This window comes from Chromobacterium sp. W521, from assembly GCF_052805975.1.
Genome location: NZ_JBRBAF010000003.1, coordinates 97,592 through 116,421 on the forward strand (window position 1 = coordinate 97,592; position 18,830 = coordinate 116,421).

Sequence of the window (18,830 nt, forward strand, 5' to 3'; positions counted from 1 at the left end):
TGGACCGGAGTGTTTGCTTTTGGTTTAGCCTGTTTTTTATCGTCTGCTAAGCGATTTGCGCTTGGCGTTTTATGTTCAGGCGTTTTGTTTGTTGCTGAATATTTAGTATTTTACCCGAAAATCAGATGCGCTTGAATGGCGGCAGCGAGGCGAGCAGCCGCTTGCCGTAGCTTTGTTTTTGCAGCCGGTTGTCCAAAATGGTGACGCGGCCGTAATCGCGCTCGGTGCGAATCAGGCGGCCGACGGCCTGCACCAGCTTGATCGAGGCTTCCGGCACCGTCAGTTCGATGAAGGGGTTGCCGCCGCGCTTCTCTATCCAGCGAGACAGGGTTTTGCCCACCGGGTCGTCCGGCATGGCGAACGGCAGCTTGGCAATAATCACGTGCACGCAGCTTTCGCCGGGCAGGTCCAGCCCTTCGGAGAAGGAGTCCAGGCCGAAAATCACGCTGGGCTCGCTCTGTTTCAGTCGTTGATGGTGTTGTTCGATCAGCAGGCTCTTGGGGATTTCGCCCTGAATCAGCAGCCGCTCGCGCAGCGCGGCCGGCAGGCCGGCGGCGACGTCTTGCATTTGTTTGCGGGAAGAGAACAGCACCAGGGTGCCGACCGGCTCCTTGAGGTCGATCAGTTTGGGCAGCCATTCGACGATTTCGCGGGTATGACCGCCGGCGTCCTTGGGGCTGGCCAGCATGGGGGGCAGATAAAGCTCGCCCTGTTCTCCGAAGTTGAACGGGGAATCCAGCGCCACACAGCTGACTTCCGGCATCCACTTGAGGCCGGTTTGCGACAGCAGCAGTTCGAATTCGCCTAGCGAACGCAGCGTGGCCGAAGTCAGGATGGCGCCGGCGGCGCGGCGCCACAGGTTGGCGGCCAGGCTGGCGGCGGCGCTGACAGGCGATGCGGAGAACAGGTAGTCCCCCTTGCCTTCGGCGCGGCGGGTGATCCATTTGGCGATGGGCGGGCTGGTGGGCTCGGTTTCCTTCTCGAACAACTCCCACACCGCCAGCAACTGCTCGGCGCGCGCGGTGAGAAAGCCTAGGTCGGAAGCGGTCTTGTCGACTTGCGCCGCCTCGCCGCCCTTGTCCTTGCGCGCTTCGCCCAGCGCGTCGGTGAGCTGGCTCAGTTGCTTGAACAGGGAGCGCGCCGAGGTGGCCATATTGGCGGTGGGGCCCTGGAAGCGTTCCGGGAGCACGCCGTCTTCTATCAGCCAGGTGGGTTCCAGATTGTCGCTGGAGGCGGCCAGCGCGTCTTCGCCTTCCAGCAGCCACAGCCATTCGGTCAAGGTTTCGCTGCAGGCGCTGGCGGCTTCAATCGCCTGACTGACGATGTCCACCTTGTTGGTCAGCGCTTCCACGCGGATGGCGGCGGCGGCCACTTTGTCCAGCCAGGACATGGCTTGAGCCAAGGAGTGTTCGGCGGAAAACTGGTTGACCGCCTTTTTGGCCAGGTGGTGCGCCTCGTCGATACAGTAGTAACTTTCTTCCGGCGCGGGCAGGATCACGCCGCCGCCCATGGACACGTCGGCCAACATCAGGTCGTGATTGGCCACCACCACGTCCACGTTTTCCAGCACGTCGCGCGCCAGGTAGAACGGGCATTCCGGCCGGTTCGGACAGGCGGCCTTGAGGCAGCCGTGGCGGTCGTTGGTGACGCGGGACCACAAACTGTCGTCTATCACGCTGTCCCAGGCGTCGCGGTCGCCGTTCCAGCGGCGGTAGTAGAAGGCGTCGGCCAGCTGGCGCAGGGTTTCGATTTCGCCGGCCTCCGGCTTGCGGTCCCACAGCGCCAGCGTCGGGTCCAGGTCCAACAGCTGGCCCTGGGCGTTTTCAGCGGTTAGCGCGTAGATGCGTTGCGGGCACAGGTAGCGGCCGCGGCCCTTGGCCAGCGCGAAGGTGAGCGGCAGGCCGCTGTTCTCGACGACGAAGGGCAGGTCGCGGTTGACCAGCTGTTCCTGCAAGGCGACGGTGGCGCTGGTGACCACCAGTTTTTTGGCGCGGGATTTGGCCATCACGCCCCCGGCCAGCAGATAGGCCAGGCTTTTGCCAACCCCGGTGGGGCCTTCGATTACGGTGATGCTTTCGCCGGCGCGTTCCGGCCAGTCGTCGCCTTCCTTATCCTTGCTGCGCGACAGGGCGTTGGCGATTTCCGCCAGCATGCGGCGTTGCGCGGCGCGCGGGCGAAAGCCCGGCAGGTTGTCGGCTATGGTCCGGTAATGGTCGCGAATGGCGTCTTTTTCAGCAGGGGTCAGCATGGCGGCGATTGTACCGCAAGGGGGGCGGCCTTGTCTGGCCGCGCCGAGCTTGCGTTGAATATGGGGAAACCCTGATGTGCGACTGCAAAATGACGCCGACGCACGGATGTGGATAGGATAGGCAAATATAAAAACAAGCGAAATTGCGCGAGCGACTTAGGCAGACAAATCCATTAATAACAGCGCAAAGCAACATCAACAGGAGAAACCCAATCATGACACCCGTTAGCCGAGTGCTGGTGGTCAGCGACGACGCCAAATGGCAGGCCGATGTGCTGGCCGGACTGGGCGCCGCCGCGGTCCGGCTGGAAAACCCTTACGGTCTGACCTTCGTCGGCGTTGCGCGCAGTCAGGACGCGCTGGATTTGATCGCCCGCGATGGCGACGTTCAGGTCGTGCTGGTGGACAAGCAGTTGCAGGAAAAGGGCGTCAGCCAGCCGGCGGCCCAATTGGCCAACCGCATCAGCGCCTTCCGTCCGGAAATTTCACTCTACGTTTTGTTGTTCGACGATGACGAGCGCGCGTTGGTGGAGGACTTGGCCAGCCACGCGGTGGACGGTTATTTCTATCGCGACGAGCTGGATTTTCACGGCTGGTTTCGCATTCTGTCCGCGGAGCTGGCGGAGAAGTCGGCGACGCCGTTCTACGACAAACTCAAGCAATACGTGCGCATGGCCAAGGATTCCTGGCACACGCCCGGGCATTCCGGCGGCGATTCCTTGAAAGGCAGCCCCTGGGTGGGCGATTTTCATGATTTCGTCGGTGAAAGCATGCTGCGCGCCGATCTGTCGGTGTCGGTGCCGATGCTGGATTCGCTGCTGCACCCGACCGGCGTGATCGAGGAGGCGCAGATGCTGGCGGCCAAGGCCTTCGGCGCCAAGCGCACTTACTTCGCCACTAACGGCACCTCCACCTCCAACAAGGTGATCTTTCAGACACTGCTGGCGCCCGGCGACAAGTTGCTGTTGGACCGAAACTGTCACAAATCGGTGCACCACGGCGTGATCCTGTCCGGCGCGCTGCCGGTGTATCTGGATTCCTCCATCAACAAGCAGTTCGGCATTTTCGGCCCGGTGCCCAAGGAAACCATCTTCGCCGCCATCGACGCCAATCCCGACGCGAGGGTGCTGATTCTGACTTCCTGCACCTACGACGGCCTGCGCTACGACCTGAAGCCCATCATCGAGGCCGCGCACGAGCAGGGTATCAAGGTCATCGTCGACGAAGCCTGGTACGGCTTCGCCCGCTTTCATCCGGCGTTTCGGCCTACGGCGCTGGAATCCGGAGCCGACTATGTGACCCAGAGTACGCATAAGGTGCTGTCCGCGTTCTCACAGGCCAGCATGATTCACGTCAACGATCCCGGCTTCGACGCCCACCTGTTCCGGGAAAACTTCAATATGCATGCGTCAACCAGCCCGCAGTACAACCTGATCGCCAGCCTGGACGTGGCGCGCAAGCAGGCGGTGATGGAAGGTTACCGGCTGCTGGATCGCACGCTGAAGCTGGCGCAGGAGTTGCGCGACAAGATCAACTCCACCGGCGCCTTCCGGGTGCTGGAGCTGTCGGATTTGTTGCCGGAGGAGGTGCGCGAGGACGGCATCCAACTGGACCCCACCAAGCTGACCGTGGACATCACTCAGTCCGGCTTCACGGCCGACGAGCTGCAGCAGGCGCTGTTCGAGCGCTACAACATCCAAGTGGAGAAATCCACGTTCAGCACCATCACGCTGCTGCTGACCCTGGGCACCACCCGCAGCAAGGTATCGCGGCTATATGACGCGATGCTGCGCCTGGCCAAGGAAAAGCGCCCGCCGCGGCCGCTGGGGCGGATGCCGGAGATACCGCGGTTTTCCCGGCTGGCCAGCTTGCCGCGCGACGCTTTCTACGAGGCCGGCGAGCGACTGCCGCTGCTGGACGACGACGGCCGTCCCAACGCGGCGCTGGTTGGGCGCGTCTGCTGCGACCAGATTGTGCCGTATCCTCCCGGCATTCCGGTGTTGGTGCCCGGTCAGGTGATAGACGACACCATCCTCGCCTATTTGGCGCGACTGCAAAAAACCCAGAAATCCATAGAAATGCACGGTTTGGCCGAAGACGGCGGGGAGTTTTTGCTGCGGGTGCTCAAAGAAGGGGAGCTGGCGCAACTGCCGGGACGCGCCTTGTTCAAATGAATGCTTGTCAGACAGGCTGATTTCCGATAAATATAACTCTTGTCGCAATTATGTAAATCATGCGCTTTGCGTAGACATGTTTGCGACGCCTGTGAATGACTTGAGACCAGCGTGTAGTAATGTGCCATCGCGCATGAAGGACACTGAAACGGTGTCGAACGCGCGGTGGCTTTTTTTTTGAAATGGAGCACCATGACGTCCCCTAGGCATTACCTGCAATTCAGCGACCTGACCCACGAGGAATATCGCCACCTCTTTGAGCGCAGCAAGGTCCTGAAGCGACGACGTAGCGACGGCCAGTTGTACCAGCCGCTCGTCGGCAAGGTGATGTCCATGGTGTTCGAGAAGAATTCCACCCGTACCCGCGTGTCTTTCGAGGCGGGCATGGCGCAACTGGGCGGCCACGCGATGTTCCTGGACTCGCAAAGCTCGCAGATGGGCCGCGGCGAGCCCATCGAGGATACCGCCCGCGTGCTGTCCCGGATGAGCGACATCATCATGATCCGCACCTACGAGCAGGCGCTGGTGCAGCGTCTGGCCGCGCACTCCAAGGTGCCGGTGATCAATGGCCTGACCAACGAGTACCACCCGTGCCAGATCCTGGCTGACATTTTTACCTTCATCGAGCAGCGCGGCTCGATAAAGGGAAAAACCGTGGCCTGGATAGGCGACGGCAACAATGTCTGCCGCACTTGGCTGCAGGCGGCCAAAATCCTGGGTTTCAAACTCAAGGTGGCCACGCCGGTGGGCTTCGAACTCAAGGCTTTGGATGGTCAGCACTACGGCCCCGAGCATTTCGAACCCAGCCATAGCGCCAGCCACGCGGCGTCCGGCGCGGATTTGGTGACCACCGATGTGTTCACCAGCATGGGTTTCGAGGCGGAGAAAGAGGCGCGCCTGGAGGCCTTCCGCGACTATCAGGTGACGCCGGAGCTGATGAAGCTGGCCAAGCCGGACGCGTTGTTCATGCACTGTTTGCCGGCGCATCGCGGCGAGGAAGTGGCCGCGGCGGTGATAGACGGGCCGCAGAGCGTGGTTTGGGACGAGGCGGAAAACCGCATGCACGTGCAGAAGGCGCTGATCGAGTTCCTGCTGCTGGGCCAGCGTTACGACTGAACTCATGATGCGGGCGAGCGCCCGCCGTTCGAACGATTCGGCGAGACCGCGCAGCGCGGGCCGAATCCGGTAATCAATGGATTTGAAAGAATACAAAATGTCTGACATCAAGAAAGTGGTATTGGCGTACTCCGGCGGTCTGGATACTTCGGTGATTCTCAAGTGGCTGCAAGACACCTATCAGTGCGAGGTGGTGACTTTCACCGCCGACATCGGCCAGGGCGAAGAGGTGGAGCCGGCGCGTAAAAAGGCGGTGTCGCTGGGCATCAAGCCGGAAAACATCTTCATCGACGATCTGCGCGAGGAGTTCGTCCGTGACTTCGTGTTCCCGATGTTCCGCGCCAACGCCATCTACGAAGGCGAATACCTGCTGGGCACTTCGATTGCGCGGCCGCTGATCGCCAAGCGCCAGATTGAGATCGCCAATCAGGTGGGTGCCGATGCGGTGTCGCACGGCGCCACCGGCAAGGGCAATGACCAAGTGCGTTTCGAACTGGGTTATTACGCGCTGAAGCCGGACGTCAAGGTGATCGCGCCGTGGCGCGAATGGGACTTGCTCTCGCGCGAAAAACTGCTGACTTACGCCGAAACCCACGGCATCGACATCAGCAAGAAGAAGGGCGGCGGCAGCCCGTACTCGATGGACGCCAACTTGCTGCACATCTCCTACGAAGGCACGGTGCTGGAAGATCCGGCGGCGGAGCCGGAAGAAGATATGTGGCTGTGGACGGTGAGCCCGGAGAACGCTCCGGATCAGGCCGAATACATCGAGCTCAGCTATGAAAAGGGCGACATCACCGCCATCAACGGGGTGGCGATGAGCCCGGCCCAGGTGCTGACCGAGCTGAACCGCCTGGGCGGCAAGCACGGCATCGGCCGGCTCGACATCGTGGAAAATCGTTACGTGGGCATGAAGTCGCGCGGTTGCTACGAAACTCCGGGCGGCAGCATCATGCTCAAGGCGCACCGCGCGATCGAGTCCATCACTTTGGACCGCGAAGTGGCGCATCTGAAGGACGAATTGATGCCCAAGTACGCCCAGCTGGTCTACACCGGCTACTGGTGGAGCCCGGAGCGTCAGATGCTGCAAGGCATGATCGACGCCTCCCAGGCCACGGTCAACGGCTGGGTGCGGCTGAAACTATATAAGGGCAATGTGATCGTGGTGGGCCGCGAATCCAAGACCGATTCCTTGTTCGATCCCACCATCGCCACCTTCGATGAAGACGGTGGCGCCTACAACCACGCCGATGCGGCAGGCTTCATCCGCCTGAACGCGCTGCGGATGCGGATTGCCGGCAACGCCAAACTGAAACGCGGCTAAAGCTCCGCGCTTGGTCCGAAAAGCCCCCGCTGGGGGCTTTTTTTAATGAAAACTCGATATGGAAACCAATAGTCGATCCAACGCCTGGATTCCCTGGGTCTTTGTGCTGTTGTGGAGTACCGGCTTCATCGGCGCCAAGTTAGGCCTGCCTTTCATCGGCCCGTTCACCTTTTTGGCGATACGGATGGGGCTGACCCTGCTGTGCTTCGGCGCGCTGATCGCCTGCTTCCGTCCCGCCTGGCCCGGTCTGGCAGCGGCCAAGCACCAATGGGCATGTGGCGCCATGCTGCACGGCCTCTATCTGGGTGCCAGCTTCGCCGGCATCAAGCTGGCGGTGCCGGCCGGCATCACCGCGCTCATCGTCGGCCTGCAACCAATACTGACCGCGGTGTTGAGCTGGTTGATGGGCGAGCAGCGGCTGAGCCGGATGCAGTGGCTTGGTCTGGCGATAGGCTTTGGCGGCGCGCTGCTGGTGGTGTTGGGAGGCAAAGGCTTGCAGCTAGGCGCCAATCCGGGTCTGTGGCTGACAGCGCTGGCCTTGTGCGCAATCACCGCCGGCACCCTTTACCAGAAGCGTTTTGGCCAGGGTGTGCATCCGCTGACCGGCGCCTTCCATCAATACCTGGCGGCCTTCCTGATCACCGGCGCGTTGGCCCTGAGCCTGGAACGCGGCGCGGCCATCCATTGGAACGCGCAGCTAGCGCTGGCCTTGGGCTGGAGCGTGTTGGCGCTGTCTGTGCTGGCCATCCTGCTACTGATGCGGATGCTGAAGGACGGCGAAGTCAGCAAGGTGGCCAGTTACTTTTATCTGACGCCGGGCCTGGCTGCGGTGCAGGCATGGTGGCTGTTTGATGAACAGCTGAGCGCGTTGGCGGTGGGCGGCATGTTGTTGGCCGCGCTGGGCGTCGCCCTTGTGTTGCAGCGGCTGCGCTGGCGTCGATAACCGTGCGCGGGCATTGAGCGGGCATTGAGCCAGCGGGCGATGGCGAGTATCTTATTACGGTTAGGCGGAGCTGAGATTCAAAGCCTCCGCCGGCTCGTTATCGGCTGTGGACGCAAAGGACAACAAGTGTCGGAAGAACAATTCACCAATATCTCGATGATCGTGTGCTTGGGCGGCCTGATCATTTTCATGGGCTTCATCATCTGGGACCTGGGCAAGAAGGCTCAGGCCGGCAAGATGGGCATGTTCATCCTGTTTCTGGTGCTGGGTTTCGGCGTGTCCGGCTTCCTGTTCAAGAACGTGCTGGTGGAGTTTCTGATCCAGAAGTAAGAACCTGTTCACGATCTGCTGCGCTTCGTGAAACTTGGCACGGTGAGTACCACTTCGAAATGCTCATGTACCATCTATGCATTCCGCTTTCTCAGCCGTTTTCGCCTTGTCTCGCCCTTGCTCGCGAGATCGTAAACACGTTCTAAGGCTCGCGATACCGCGAACAGCCGGCAAGCAGGCTTGCCGGCTTTTTTATGGCATCCGGAGAACCCCCTGGCTTCTAGTGGCCGCGGCCCAGAATCAGCTTCAAGCCCAGCAGAATGAATACGCTGCCGGCGGCGCGGTCCAGCCACTGACTGGCGCGGCGGCTCTTGGCCAGCCATTGGCCGATGGCGCCGGAGAAATAGCCGAGGCAGCCGAAAATCAACGCGCCTTGCAGCGTGAAGACCAGGCCGAGCACGGCGATTTGCAGCCCGGCAGGGCCTTGAGCCGGGTTGACGAATTGTGGCAGGAAGGCGAGGAAGAACAACACCACCTTGGGGTTGATCGCATTGGCGATCAGGCCTTTGCGGAAGGTGGCGGTCAAGGGTGTGGCGTCCTGATTGGCGGAGGCCCGGAAGTGGGCGCCGGGGCTGCGCAGGGCCTGCCAGCCCAGATAGATCAAGTAGCCGCCGCCGGCAAACTTCAGCAGGGTGAAGGCCAGCGGCGAGGCGGCGATCAGCGCGCTGACGCCAAGCGCGGCCAGCACCGTGTGGTTCAGGCAGCCCAGCGCGCAGCCCAGGCCGAAAGCCACGCCTTGGCGGCGGCCGCGGGCAATGCCCTGGCTCAGCACCATCAGATTGTCCGGGCCCGGCGACAGCGTGATCAGCATGGCGGCGGCGGTGAAGGCGAGCAATTGTTCCGGGGTGACGAGCATGGGCTTCTCTGGCGGTGGTTCGTGTCCGGATGATTCCGTATTTGCCGTCGGGAGACAAGCGCTTTGTCCTGCCGCGCCGGTCTCCCGTTTGGACTTGGCGTTCAGCCGGCCTCGTCCAGCGCGCTTTCGATTTCGCGGATATGCGCCTGATGGCCTTGGATACGCTGGCCGGTGGGCGGCCCCTTGAATTGTTTGCGCACGCCCAGCGCGAACCAGAACAACGCCAGCATCAGCAGCAGCGCGATGGTCAGGTAGAGCACTTTCTCGTTGGGCGGCTGCATGCCGACGAAGACCAGCACCGCGCCGCCCAGCGTGGCCAGCGCGGCGATGGGTTTGGAGGCTCTGCCCAGATTGAACGGCCCCTTATGGGTCCAACTGCGGCCTTCGGCGAATAGCCCGGCGGCGGAGGGCAGGATGTAGGAGATGTACAGGAACACCGCCGCGCCGGTGGACAATACCAGGAAGGCGTCGCCGTACAGGGTAACGGCGATGGCCAGCACGGCGCTGACCCAGATCGCCGGGCCCGGAGTGCGGTGCTGCGGGTGCACCTGGCGCAGCCAACGCGAGGCCGGCAGGCCGCCGTCGCGGGCGAAGGCGTACATCATGCGCGAGGTTGAGGTCAGGCAGGCCAGGCCGCACAGATAGTTGACCAGGAAGATGCCTACGCCCAGCGCCGCTTTCAAGGCCGGCGGCAGCGCGTTCAGCAGCAAGTCGAAAAAGCCCATTCCGGCTTTGACCCCGGCGCTCAGGTCCGGCAGCACCAGCACGAAGGCGCAGATCATCAGATAGCCGAATACGCCGGACCACAGCACGGAGCGCAAAATGCCCTTGGGCACGTTGCGCGCCGCCTCGCGGGTTTCCTCCGAGGTGTGAGCGGAGGCGTCGTAGCCGGTCAGGGTATAGACGGTGAGCAACAAGCCGGCCAGGAATACCATCACGGTGTTGTCCATCCGTGGCCAGGCGCCGCCGTCGGCGCCGCTGAAGTTGTGGAAGGTCCACAGTCGGGAGAAGTCCAGCGGTCCGGGCGCATAGATCAGCAGCGAGACTACCAGCGCCAGGGTGACGATGAAAATCAGATAGCCGGACAGATCGGTCAGCCTGGTGGTGAGTTTGATGCCCAGGTGATTGAGCCAGGCCTGGCTCAGCGCCACCACGGCGAGGAATGCGGTCTGATGGCCCCAGCCCAGGTGTTCCGGATTGAGGCCCAGCAGCGGCGCGACCAGAGTTTTGAAGAAGGGATCGTAAACGCCGAAGTTGACAGCGGCGGTGACGAAGATCAGCCCCAGCAGATTGATCCAGGCGGTGGTCCAGCCCAGGCCCTTGCCGCCCAGGATGGACGCCCAGTGGTAGAGCCCGCCGGCGGTAGGGTAGGCGGAGGCGATCTGCGCCATCGCCGCGGCGACGATGGCGGCGAACAAGGTACCCACCGGCCAGCCTATGCCGATGGCCGCGCCGCCGCCGGCGCTGAGCCCGGCCGGGAAGGCGGTAATGCCGCCGGCCAGCACGCAGATGATGGAAAAGGAGATGGCGAAGTTGGAAAAGCCGCTCATGCGCCGGGACAACTCCTGAGCGTAACCCATGCTGTGCAACAGTTTTTCGTCCTCGCCGACGGGCGCGGACTCATGCCGGACTGGTTCCATGATGTTCCTCTCTCATTGTGTATGTCTGTGGTTTTCCGCCTGGGCGCGCGTACGCGCCGGCGCCCGAACGGCGGCGGAGGCCGGCCGGGTCCTGGCCCGGTGATCCGGGCTTCGTGTCTATGTCTGGGGCGAGGTGCGGCTACGCTCAGCCGGGCGGCGGACCGCCGCTCATGGTGACTAGCGCGTCGAACAGTCTTTGCTGTCCGTCGTCGCGCTCGGCGGAGAGTTCGGGGTGCCATTGCACCGCGATCAACTGGGGGAAACCGGCGATTTCTATCGCCTCGATCACGCCGTCAGGCGCCCAGGCCACCGGCACCACTCCCTGGCCGGGGCGGTCTATCGCCTGGTGGTGCCAGGACTGGGTGAGGACTTCGGTGCCGATCAGGCCAGCCAGGCAGGAGCCGGCGGCGACGCGCACCGGGTGAGGGGTTGGCGCGCGCGGCGGCGCGCGATGGGGCACGGCCTCGCCCACCACGTCCGGCAGGTGCAGGTGCAGGCTGCCGCCCAGCACGGTGTTGAGGATTTGCAGGCCGCGGCAGATTGCCAGCGTCGGCAGTTTGCGTTGTAGCAGCGCGCGCGCCAGCGCGGTTTCAGTGGCGTCGCGTTCCGGGCTGAGGTTGTAAATGGTGGGATGGCCGCCGCCGTCGAAGCGGGCGGGGTCGATGTCGCCGCCGCCGATCAGCACCACGCCGTCCAGCTTGTCCAGCCAGCTGTCCACCATGTCGGGGCCCAGCGCCGGCAACTGCACCGGCGCGCCGCCGGCGCGCGCCACCGCCGCCACGTATTCCTGCGGCGTGTGGTAGCCGTGCTCGGGCGCCGCCGGATAGGTGGTCAGGCCGATCAGCGGGCGCCTCATCACAGCCTGCCTTGCTGCGCGGCGAGGAAGATCGCGCGGTAGTCGTCGGCGGACAGCGGAAGCGGGTTGCCGCCGTCGCTGGGGTCGGCCTTGGCCATGCGGCCGATGTCGGCGGCGGCGTCCGCGCCGATGCCGATCTCCGCCAGGGTGTGGGGAATGCCCAGGCTGGCGCGCAATTGCAGCACCCAAGCCAGGAAACCGTCGAAGCCGGCGTCGGCCAGGCCCAGGTAGCGGGCGGCGGCGGCTAGCCGTTCGGCTATCGCCGGCCGGTTGCGCACCAGCACATAGGGCAGCAGCACGGCGTTGGCCAGGCCGTGATGGGTATCGAACACCGCGCCTATGGGGTGCGCCAGCGCGTGCACGCCTCCCAGGCCTTTCTGGAAGGCGGTGGCGCCCATGATGGAACAGGACAGCATTTGAGCGCGTGCCTCCAGATTGCCGCCATCGGCGTGGGCCGCAGGCAGCCAGTCGTGCGCCAGCCGCATCCCTTCCAGCGCCACGCCCTGGGCGATGGGGTGGTAGAACGGGGAGCAGAAGGCTTCCAGATTGTGCACCAGCGCGTCGACGCCGGTGGCGGCGGTCAGGGCCGGCGGCAGGCCGGCGGTCAGTTCCGGGTCCGCCAGCACCAGCTTGGGCAGCATGGCCGGGTGGAAGATGATGACCTTGCGGTGCGCGGCCTCGTCGATGATCAGGGACGCGCGGCCCACCTCGGAGCCTGTGCCGGCGGTGGTGGGCACCGCCAGCGTGGGCGCGACGCCGGCGGGGTCCACGCGCAGCCAGTTGTCACCCACGTCCTCGAAGTCCCACAGCGGGCGTTTTTGTCCGGACATCAGCGCGATGGCTTTGCCCACGTCCAGCGCGCTGCCGCCGCCGACGGCGACCACCCCGTCGTGGCGGCCGTCGCGGAAGGCGGCGACGCCGGCGTCTACGTCGCGGCCCACCGGGTTGGGGCGCATATCGCTGAACAAGGCCGTCTCCAGGCCGGCGCCGCTCAGCAGGGACTGCAGCCGCGCCAGCATCGGCAGCCTGGCGAGGCCGGGATCGGTGACCAGCAGCGGGCGGCGCATGCCCAGTTCGCGGCACAACGCCGGCAGTTCGGCGGCGCGGCCTGCGCCGAAGCGGATGCTGGTCGGATAGTTCCAGTTGCCTTGCAGTTGCATCGCCTTACCCCTTGAGATGGAAAGATTTGACCCGGGTCAGTTGCTGGTAGCCCAGCGTGGACAGGGACACGCCGCGGCCGGTGTCTTTGACTCCGGTCCAGGCCAGCGCCGGGTCAAGGTAGTCGCAGCGGTTCATGAACACGGTGCCGGTTTCCAGTTGTTGACCGAGATGGACGGCGGCGTCGCGGTCCGCGGTCCAGATCGAGGCGGTCAGGCCGTAGGCGCTGTCGTTCATCAGCCGCAGCGCCTCCTCGTCGGAGTCCACCGCCATGATGCCGATGACCGGGCCGAAGCTCTCCTCGCGCATCACGCTCATGGAGTGGTCCACGTCCACCAGCACCTGCGGGGCCAGATAGGCGCTGCCGGGCGCGTCGGCGGCGAAATGACCGGCCGGAATCAAGGCGCGCGCGCCAGCGGCCAGCGCCGCCTGGATCTGTCCGCGGACGAAGTCGGCGGCGCCGGCGCGCACCATCGGTCCCAGATTGGTGTCCGGGTCCAGCGGATGGCCGAAGCGATAGGTGCGGGTCAGTTCGACGAAGCCATCGACGAAGTCGCGGTAGCGCCCGCGTTGCACATAGATGCGTTCGATGCCGCAGCAGGACTGGCCGGAGTTGAAAAAGGCGCCGTCCACCAGGTTTTCTATCGCTGCCGGCAGGTCGGCGTCGGCGCGCACATAGGCCGGATCCTTCCCGCCCAGTTCCAGGCCGACGCCGATGAAGCGCTCGGCGGCCGCCCGCTGCACCGCGCGGCCGCCGCTCACCGAACCGGTAAAGGCGACGAAGTCGATTTCGGGCGCCGCGGTTAGTTTCAAGGTGGCGGCATGGTCCAGCTCCAGGGTCTGGAACACGCCGATGGGCAGACCGGCGGCGGAGCAGGCCTGGCGGAATAGGTCGGCGATCAGCGGGGTTTGCGAGGAGTGTTTGAGCAGCACGCAGTTGCCGGCGGCCAGCGCCGGCGCGATGGTGTTGACGGCGGTGAGGAAGGGGTAGTTCCATGGCGCCAGCACCAGCACGGTGCCCAGCGGTTCGCGGCGCAGCCAACGCTCAAAGCCGGGCTTGGGCGCGGGGTGGAGATCGGCCAACGCTTCCTCGGCGATATCCAGCATATGGCGGGCGCGCTCGGTCAGGCCGCCGATTTCGCCAGGGGACTGGCGGATGGGGCGGCCGATCTGGCGAGTGATGGCGTCGGCGCAGTCGCTCTTGTGGGCGATCAGCCAGTCCACCGCCCGGTTGATCAAGGCCTTGCGTTCGGCTAGCGGGGTGGCGCGCCAGCCCGCCTGGGCGGCGCGGGCGGCGTCCAGCGCGGCCTGGGTCTGGACCGGGCTGGTATAGCTGCGCTGTAACAGCACGGAGCCGTCCAGCGGGGTGATGACGGAGTAGTTTGCGCTCATTTAAATGATCTCGAAGTAGCGTTTCAATTCCCAGTCGGTGACGTGGCGCTGGAACTCGCGTTCTTCCCACTCGCGGGTGGCGGCGAAGTGGTCGACGAAATCGTCGCCGAACCAGTCGCGGGCCGCGGCGGAGGCGCGCAGCGCCTGAGCCGCTTCCCATAAGGTGCGGTGCAGTTTCAGGTGGGGCGGGGCATCCAGCAGATAGCCGTTGGCGCTGACAGGTTCTTCAGGCTCAATACGGTGTTCGATGCCGTAGAGGCCGGCGGCCAGGCCGCTGGCCAGCGCCAGATAGGGGTTGCTGTCGGCGCCCGGCAGCCGGTATTCGACGCGTTGCGACTTGGCGCTGCCGGGAATCGCCCGGATGGCCACAGTGCGGTTGTCCACGCCCCACAGCGAGCTGGTGGGCGCCCAGTAACCGGGCACCAGCCGGCGGAAACTATTGACCGTGGGCGCGGCCAGACTCATGAACTCCGGCATCAGCCGCTGGATGCCGCCGATGAAATGACGCATCGCGTCGCTGATCGCGTGTTCGCGTCCCGGCTGGTGGAAGGCGCTGTCGCCGCCGTCGCGGCGGCGCAGCGAGATGTGGATGTGGCCGCCCTGGCCGGATTGCTCCTGGTGCCACTTGGCCATATAGCAGAGCATGCGGCCCTGTTTTTCCGCCAGCACCTTGGAGAAGGTCTTGAAACAGACGGCGTTGTCGGCGGCGCGCAGAGCGTTGTCCACGCACAGCGCGGCTTCCAGCGCGCCGGGGCCGGTTTCCTCGTGCAGGCCTTCGATGGGCATCTGCATTCGCTCGCACAGATCCAGCAAGGCGCGGTAGAAGTCGGTGTTCACCGAGCTGCGCAGGATAGAGTAGCCGAAGGCGCCGCTGCCCAGCGGCTTGGGGTGTTGATAGAGGCGCTGCTGCAACGCATCGTTGTCTTCGTCCACCGCCAGAAACTCGTACTCGAAACCGGCCAGCACGTCGAAACCCATGCCGCGGGCGCGTTCCAGCACCCGGCGCAGCAGGCCGCGTGGACAGAGGCTTTCCAGCCGGCCCACCACCTCGCCCTGGACGAAGATCATATCGCCTTCCAGCGGCAGGTCGCGGCAGGATTCGGGGATCAGCCGCACCTCGGCGTCGCCGTAGCCGCGGCCCCAGCCGGTGAGCAGGGTGTTGTCGTACAGCTTGTCGCCCACGTCCCAGCCGAACACCACGTCGCAGAAACCGAAGCCGCCTTCTAGCGCGCACAGGAATTTGTCGCGCGACATGTATTTGCCGCACATCACCCCGTCCATGTCCACCAGGCCCACCTTGATCTGACTCAGGCGGCGTTCTTCGATCAAAACCTTCAAATCCGCGATTGTCTTTACGTCGCGTGCTTCCATCGCTGTCTCTCCCTGATTGCCGCGGTCTAATGTCCCCGATACCGGCCGAGCGTTCATCGTCTGGCTTGCAACTATCTGTTTTGATAGCGGTTTGTGGCTGCCTTTTGGGCCGTCCCTGGTCGCTATCATGTTGTTTGGATAGTATTATTCGTTAAAAAAAAATGAATCAAGCCAAATTTGTAATAAATATTAGAATCTGGGGCGCAGTGTGGGCGCAATGACACAATGCCGTTTTTACACTGGCGCTGTTATGCTGCGCGGCACGATGTCAGTCGTGCATTGCCAAAGGGGCAACAGAATGAGCCAAAGCCGCTCGATCGCGGAACAAGTCCGCGCGCTGTTCGAAGCGCTGACCCCCACCGAACGCAAGGTGGGACGGGCGCTGCTGGCCAATTATCCGGTGGCCGGCTTGGAAACCATCGCGCAATGGGCGCAGCGCGCCGATGTCAGCGGGCCGACGGTGCTGCGCCTGATCGGTAAGCTGGGCTTCGACAATTACGCCGCTTTTCAGGGGGCCTTGCGCGCCGAACTGGAGCTGCGGCTGCAATCGCCGTTAATGCGGCACGACCCGGGGCAACTGCAGGGCGATCACGATTTTCTGGCCAGTCACGCGGAGCGCATCGCCGATTTGATGCGCCAGACTGCGGCTCAAGTGCCGCGTGCCGAGTTCGACGGCGCGGTGGACTTGCTGGGCGAACGCAAGCACCGGATCTGGCTGCTGGGCGGGCGGCTGACCGACCCGCTGGCGGCTTATCTTTGTCACCATCTGAAAGTGGTGCGGCCGGACGTGGTGCATTTGCGCGGCGTGCCGGCGAGTTGGGCGGATTCGCTGGTGGACATGGGGCGACAGGACGTACTGGTGATCTTCGACATCCGCCGTTATTGGGACGACGCGCTGCGCATCGCGGAAATGGCGGCGCAGCGCAAGACCAGCGTGCTGCTGTTCACCGACCAATGGCTGTCGCCGGTGGCGCGGGTGGCGCGCTACACCCTGGCGGCGCACACGGCCGGCCCGGCCGGCTGGGACAGCAACACACCGTTGATGATGTTGGTGGACGCGGTGATCGCCGCCTTGAACGCGCGGCATTGGGATCGCATCAGCGGCCGGCTCAAGGAGGTGGAAGCGATGCGGGCGCGGCTGGGCGAAGGCGAGGAGGGGGCGGTCGAGTGACAAGGGCGGGGCCAGCCTCTAAAATGGCGGCATCAAGCATTATTAGGAATATTTCATGCCGTCTTTCGATATCGTGTCCGAAGTGAACAAGGTGGAAGTGCGCAACGCCGTGGAGCAAGCCAATAAAGAAGTGTCCACGCGTTACGACTTCAAGGGCAGCGACGCCCGTATAGAGATCGGCGACAAGGAGTTGACCTTGTACGCCGACGCCGAATTCCAACTGGATCAGGTCAACGATATTCTGGTCAACAAGCTGTCCAAGCGCGGCGTGGATGTGCGCTGCATGGAGTACGGCAAACTGGAAAAGGTCAGCGGCAACAAGGTGAAGAAAGTGCTGACGGTGAAGGAAGGGCTGGAGTCCGATCTGGCCAAGAAAATCGTCAAGCTGATCAAGGACGCCAAGCTCAAGGTGCAGGCCAGCATCCAGGGCGAAGCGGTGCGCGTGTCCGGCGCCAAGCGCGACGTACTGCAGGAGTGCATCGCGCTGATGCGCAAGGAAATCGCCGACGACAAGGAAAACGGCTTTCCGCTGCAATTCAACAACTTCCGCGACTGAACGCCGTTGTTAGATGTGAAAAAGGAGCCTGTCGGCTCCTTTTTTCATGGGCTGCGCCTAATAGGCGGCGGCGCGACGCAATTGCAGCCGCTCCCATACCAGCCGCGCCTGTTCCTCCTCGGCGGCGCCGGTGGGAGGCAACGGCAGCCGGCATTGCCCTACCGGCAGGCCCTGCACCCGCAGCATGGCTTTCACCGACATCGAAAACACCGAGGCGTCGGTGTTGGAGAAGGCGAAGGACTCCTGCAAGCCGGCGTTGACGCGCCGCGCCAGCGCCGTGTCGCCCTGTTCAAAAGCGGCGATCATGCGCGCGAACTCCGGCCCGGTCCAGTGGGTGGAGGTGCCGACCACACCCACAGCGCCCACGGCCAGCAAGGGCAGGGTCAGGGCGTCGTCGCCGGAATAGAGCGTGAAATGCTCGCCGGCCGCGGCTATTAGCGCGGCGGCCGCGGCCGGGTCGCCGGTGGCGTCCTTGAAGGCGACGATATTGTCCACTTCGCGGAACAGCCGCAGCAGCACGTCGGCGGCGATGCGGCGGCCGGTGCGGCCCGGCACGTCGTAGACCATCAGCGGCAGCCGGGTGGCCGCGGCCACCGCGCGGAAATGAGCCTCGATGCCGGCTTGCGGCGGGCGGTTGTAATAGGGGCCGACCACGAAGACGCCGGCGGCGCCCAGGTCGGAGGCTTCGCGCGTCAGCGCGATCGCGTGTTCGGTATGGCTGCTGCCGGTGCCGGCCAGCACGGGGATGGTCACGGCTTCGCTGACCGCGCGAACCAAGTCGCGCCGTTCCTGGTCGCTCAGCGTCGGCGCTTCGCCGGTTGTGGCCGCCACCACCAGGCCGTCGCTGCCGTTGGCCGCCAGATGTCTGGCCAGTTCCCGCGCCGCGTCCAGGTTTAGCCGGCCGGCCTCGTCGAAGGGCGTGACCATGGCGGTCAACACCTTGCCCCAATGTTCTGTCATTTTGCTTCCTTTGTTCTTCTTGGCCGCCTTGACGGCGGCTGAGGCCGATTCTACTCCTTCTCGCGCAGCCTTTCCCGCGGTTTCAGCCCAGGCAGGCGTTGAGCGCCGCCTCCAACTCCAGGCGCAAGGCCGGCAGGTCGGCGGCGGAGCCCTGGCTCAGCAAGGCTTGGGAGATTGCGCCGTAACAGAGGCAGTGGGCCATGCGCGCCGCGGCGTCCAGCCGCGGCGGCGGCTCCACGGCGCCGGCCAACGCGGCGCGCCAGATGTCCACGTATTGCTGGTAGTGGCGGCGGTAGGCTTCCAGCGAGGACACTCTCCGCTCCAACTGGAACAAAGCGCTCCAGGCCGCCGCCTGGCGTTGCACCGTGTCCAGTTGCAAGGTCAGCAGCGCGGCGGCGATCTCGCGGCGGTCCGTGCCGCGGCAGGCGGCGGCTTTGCGACGCAAAGCGTCGGCCAGGGCATGCACATGCTGGTGGATGCTCAGCGCGGCCAGGCCGTCCATATTGCGCACGTACTGATAAAAGGTGCCGACCGCCACGCCGGCGACGGCGGCCACTTCGCGTACCGTGGTCTTGGCGTAGCCGCGTTCCAGCAAAACCTGAACAAAGGCCTGTTGCAGCGCGATCAGGCTGGCGCGCGAGCGCGACTGGCGCGGCCGCCGGCGCGTGGCCGGCGGGGCCTGCTCGGCTTGCTGCGCCGCGGTAAGGGAAACCCGAACATGTCGCATCGCCGCTT

General features: G+C 64.3%; 16 protein-coding genes. 7 read left to right on the forward strand and 9 right to left on the reverse strand.

The window, feature by feature from the left end:
* Window positions 1-121 precede the first annotated feature (121 nt).
* On the reverse strand, window positions 122-2,248 hold the full coding sequence (dinG, locus tag ACUXV1_RS05135; RefSeq protein WP_446014973.1) for an ATP-dependent DNA helicase DinG: 2,127 nt from the start codon (window positions 2,246-2,248) through the stop codon (window positions 122-124).
* 215 nt (window positions 2,249-2,463) lie between these two features.
* Here dinG and ACUXV1_RS05140 point away from each other — a divergent pair, with 215 nt between their 5' ends.
* The 5 genes from ACUXV1_RS05140 to ACUXV1_RS05160 all read left to right on the forward strand — a co-directional run bounded on the left by ACUXV1_RS05140 (window position 2,464) and on the right by ACUXV1_RS05160 (window position 8,135).
* Window positions 2,464-4,422 (forward strand): aminotransferase class I/II-fold pyridoxal phosphate-dependent enzyme, encoded by a 1,959-nt coding sequence (locus ACUXV1_RS05140; RefSeq protein ID WP_039755757.1) that lies wholly within the window; start codon window positions 2,464-2,466, stop codon window positions 4,420-4,422.
* A 192-nt stretch (window positions 4,423-4,614) separates the two neighbouring features.
* Window positions 4,615-5,538 (forward strand): ornithine carbamoyltransferase, encoded by a 924-nt coding sequence (gene argF / locus ACUXV1_RS05145; protein ID WP_043641563.1) that lies wholly within the window; start codon window positions 4,615-4,617, stop codon window positions 5,536-5,538.
* A gap of 97 nt (window positions 5,539-5,635) precedes the next feature.
* Window positions 5,636-6,862, forward strand: coding sequence for an argininosuccinate synthase (locus tag ACUXV1_RS05150; RefSeq protein WP_081556203.1), 1,227 nt, complete (start codon window positions 5,636-5,638; stop codon window positions 6,860-6,862).
* Between the two features lie 58 nt (window positions 6,863-6,920).
* On the forward strand, window positions 6,921-7,805 hold the full coding sequence (locus ACUXV1_RS05155) for a DMT family transporter (RefSeq protein WP_337883085.1): 885 nt from the start codon (window positions 6,921-6,923) through the stop codon (window positions 7,803-7,805).
* 126 nt (window positions 7,806-7,931) lie between these two features.
* Window positions 7,932-8,135, forward strand: coding sequence for a DUF2788 domain-containing protein (locus ACUXV1_RS05160; protein WP_019099892.1), 204 nt, complete (start codon window positions 7,932-7,934; stop codon window positions 8,133-8,135).
* 220 nt (window positions 8,136-8,355) lie between these two features.
* Here the strand turns inward: ACUXV1_RS05160 and ACUXV1_RS05165 are convergent, their stop codons facing one another.
* The 6 genes from ACUXV1_RS05165 to ACUXV1_RS05190 all read right to left on the reverse strand — a co-directional run bounded on the left by ACUXV1_RS05165 (window position 8,356) and on the right by ACUXV1_RS05190 (window position 15,408).
* On the reverse strand, window positions 8,356-8,991 hold the full coding sequence (locus tag ACUXV1_RS05165) for a LysE family translocator (protein WP_081556186.1): 636 nt from the start codon (window positions 8,989-8,991) through the stop codon (window positions 8,356-8,358).
* 101 nt (window positions 8,992-9,092) lie between these two features.
* A complete protein-coding gene (locus ACUXV1_RS05170) occupies window positions 9,093-10,631 on the reverse strand; it encodes an amino acid permease (protein WP_203391622.1) in 1,539 nt (512 codons plus the stop codon).
* A 145-nt stretch (window positions 10,632-10,776) separates the two neighbouring features.
* Window positions 10,777-11,487: a gamma-glutamyl-gamma-aminobutyrate hydrolase family protein gene (locus tag ACUXV1_RS05175; protein WP_043641568.1), complete on the reverse strand. Its 711-nt coding sequence runs from the start codon at window positions 11,485-11,487 to the stop codon at window positions 10,777-10,779.
* Complete coding sequence (locus ACUXV1_RS05180; protein ID WP_194426165.1) at window positions 11,487-12,647, reverse strand: iron-containing alcohol dehydrogenase; 1,161 nt, start codon at window positions 12,645-12,647, stop codon at window positions 11,487-11,489. Before ACUXV1_RS05180 ends, ACUXV1_RS05175 begins: the two co-directional genes overlap by 1 nt.
* A gap of 4 nt (window positions 12,648-12,651) precedes the next feature.
* Window positions 12,652-14,037: an aldehyde dehydrogenase family protein gene (locus ACUXV1_RS05185; protein WP_194426166.1), complete on the reverse strand. Its 1,386-nt coding sequence runs from the start codon at window positions 14,035-14,037 to the stop codon at window positions 12,652-12,654.
* Window positions 14,038-15,408 (reverse strand): glutamine synthetase family protein, encoded by a 1,371-nt coding sequence (locus tag ACUXV1_RS05190; protein WP_043641573.1) that lies wholly within the window; start codon window positions 15,406-15,408, stop codon window positions 14,038-14,040.
* 298 nt (window positions 15,409-15,706) lie between these two features.
* Between ACUXV1_RS05190 and ACUXV1_RS05195 the strand changes: the two genes are divergently transcribed.
* Both ACUXV1_RS05195 and ACUXV1_RS05200 read left to right on the forward strand, forming a co-directional pair.
* The gene (locus tag ACUXV1_RS05195; protein WP_043641574.1) at window positions 15,707-16,579 is read left to right on the forward strand and encodes a MurR/RpiR family transcriptional regulator; all 873 of its coding nucleotides are present in this window, start codon (window positions 15,707-15,709) and stop codon (window positions 16,577-16,579) included.
* 55 nt (window positions 16,580-16,634) lie between these two features.
* Window positions 16,635-17,135, forward strand: a complete 501-nt coding sequence (locus ACUXV1_RS05200) for a YajQ family cyclic di-GMP-binding protein (RefSeq protein WP_043641576.1) — start codon at window positions 16,635-16,637, stop codon at window positions 17,133-17,135.
* Between the two features lie 57 nt (window positions 17,136-17,192).
* Here the strand turns inward: ACUXV1_RS05200 and dapA are convergent, their stop codons facing one another.
* The gene (gene dapA, locus ACUXV1_RS05205) at window positions 17,193-18,095 is read right to left on the reverse strand and encodes a 4-hydroxy-tetrahydrodipicolinate synthase (RefSeq protein ID WP_446014976.1); all 903 of its coding nucleotides are present in this window, start codon (window positions 18,093-18,095) and stop codon (window positions 17,193-17,195) included.
* Window positions 18,096-18,177: 82 nt separating this feature from the next.
* Window positions 18,178-18,822: a TetR/AcrR family transcriptional regulator gene (locus ACUXV1_RS05210; protein WP_446014977.1), complete on the reverse strand. Its 645-nt coding sequence runs from the start codon at window positions 18,820-18,822 to the stop codon at window positions 18,178-18,180.
* Between the last annotated feature and the right edge of the window lie 8 nt (window positions 18,823-18,830).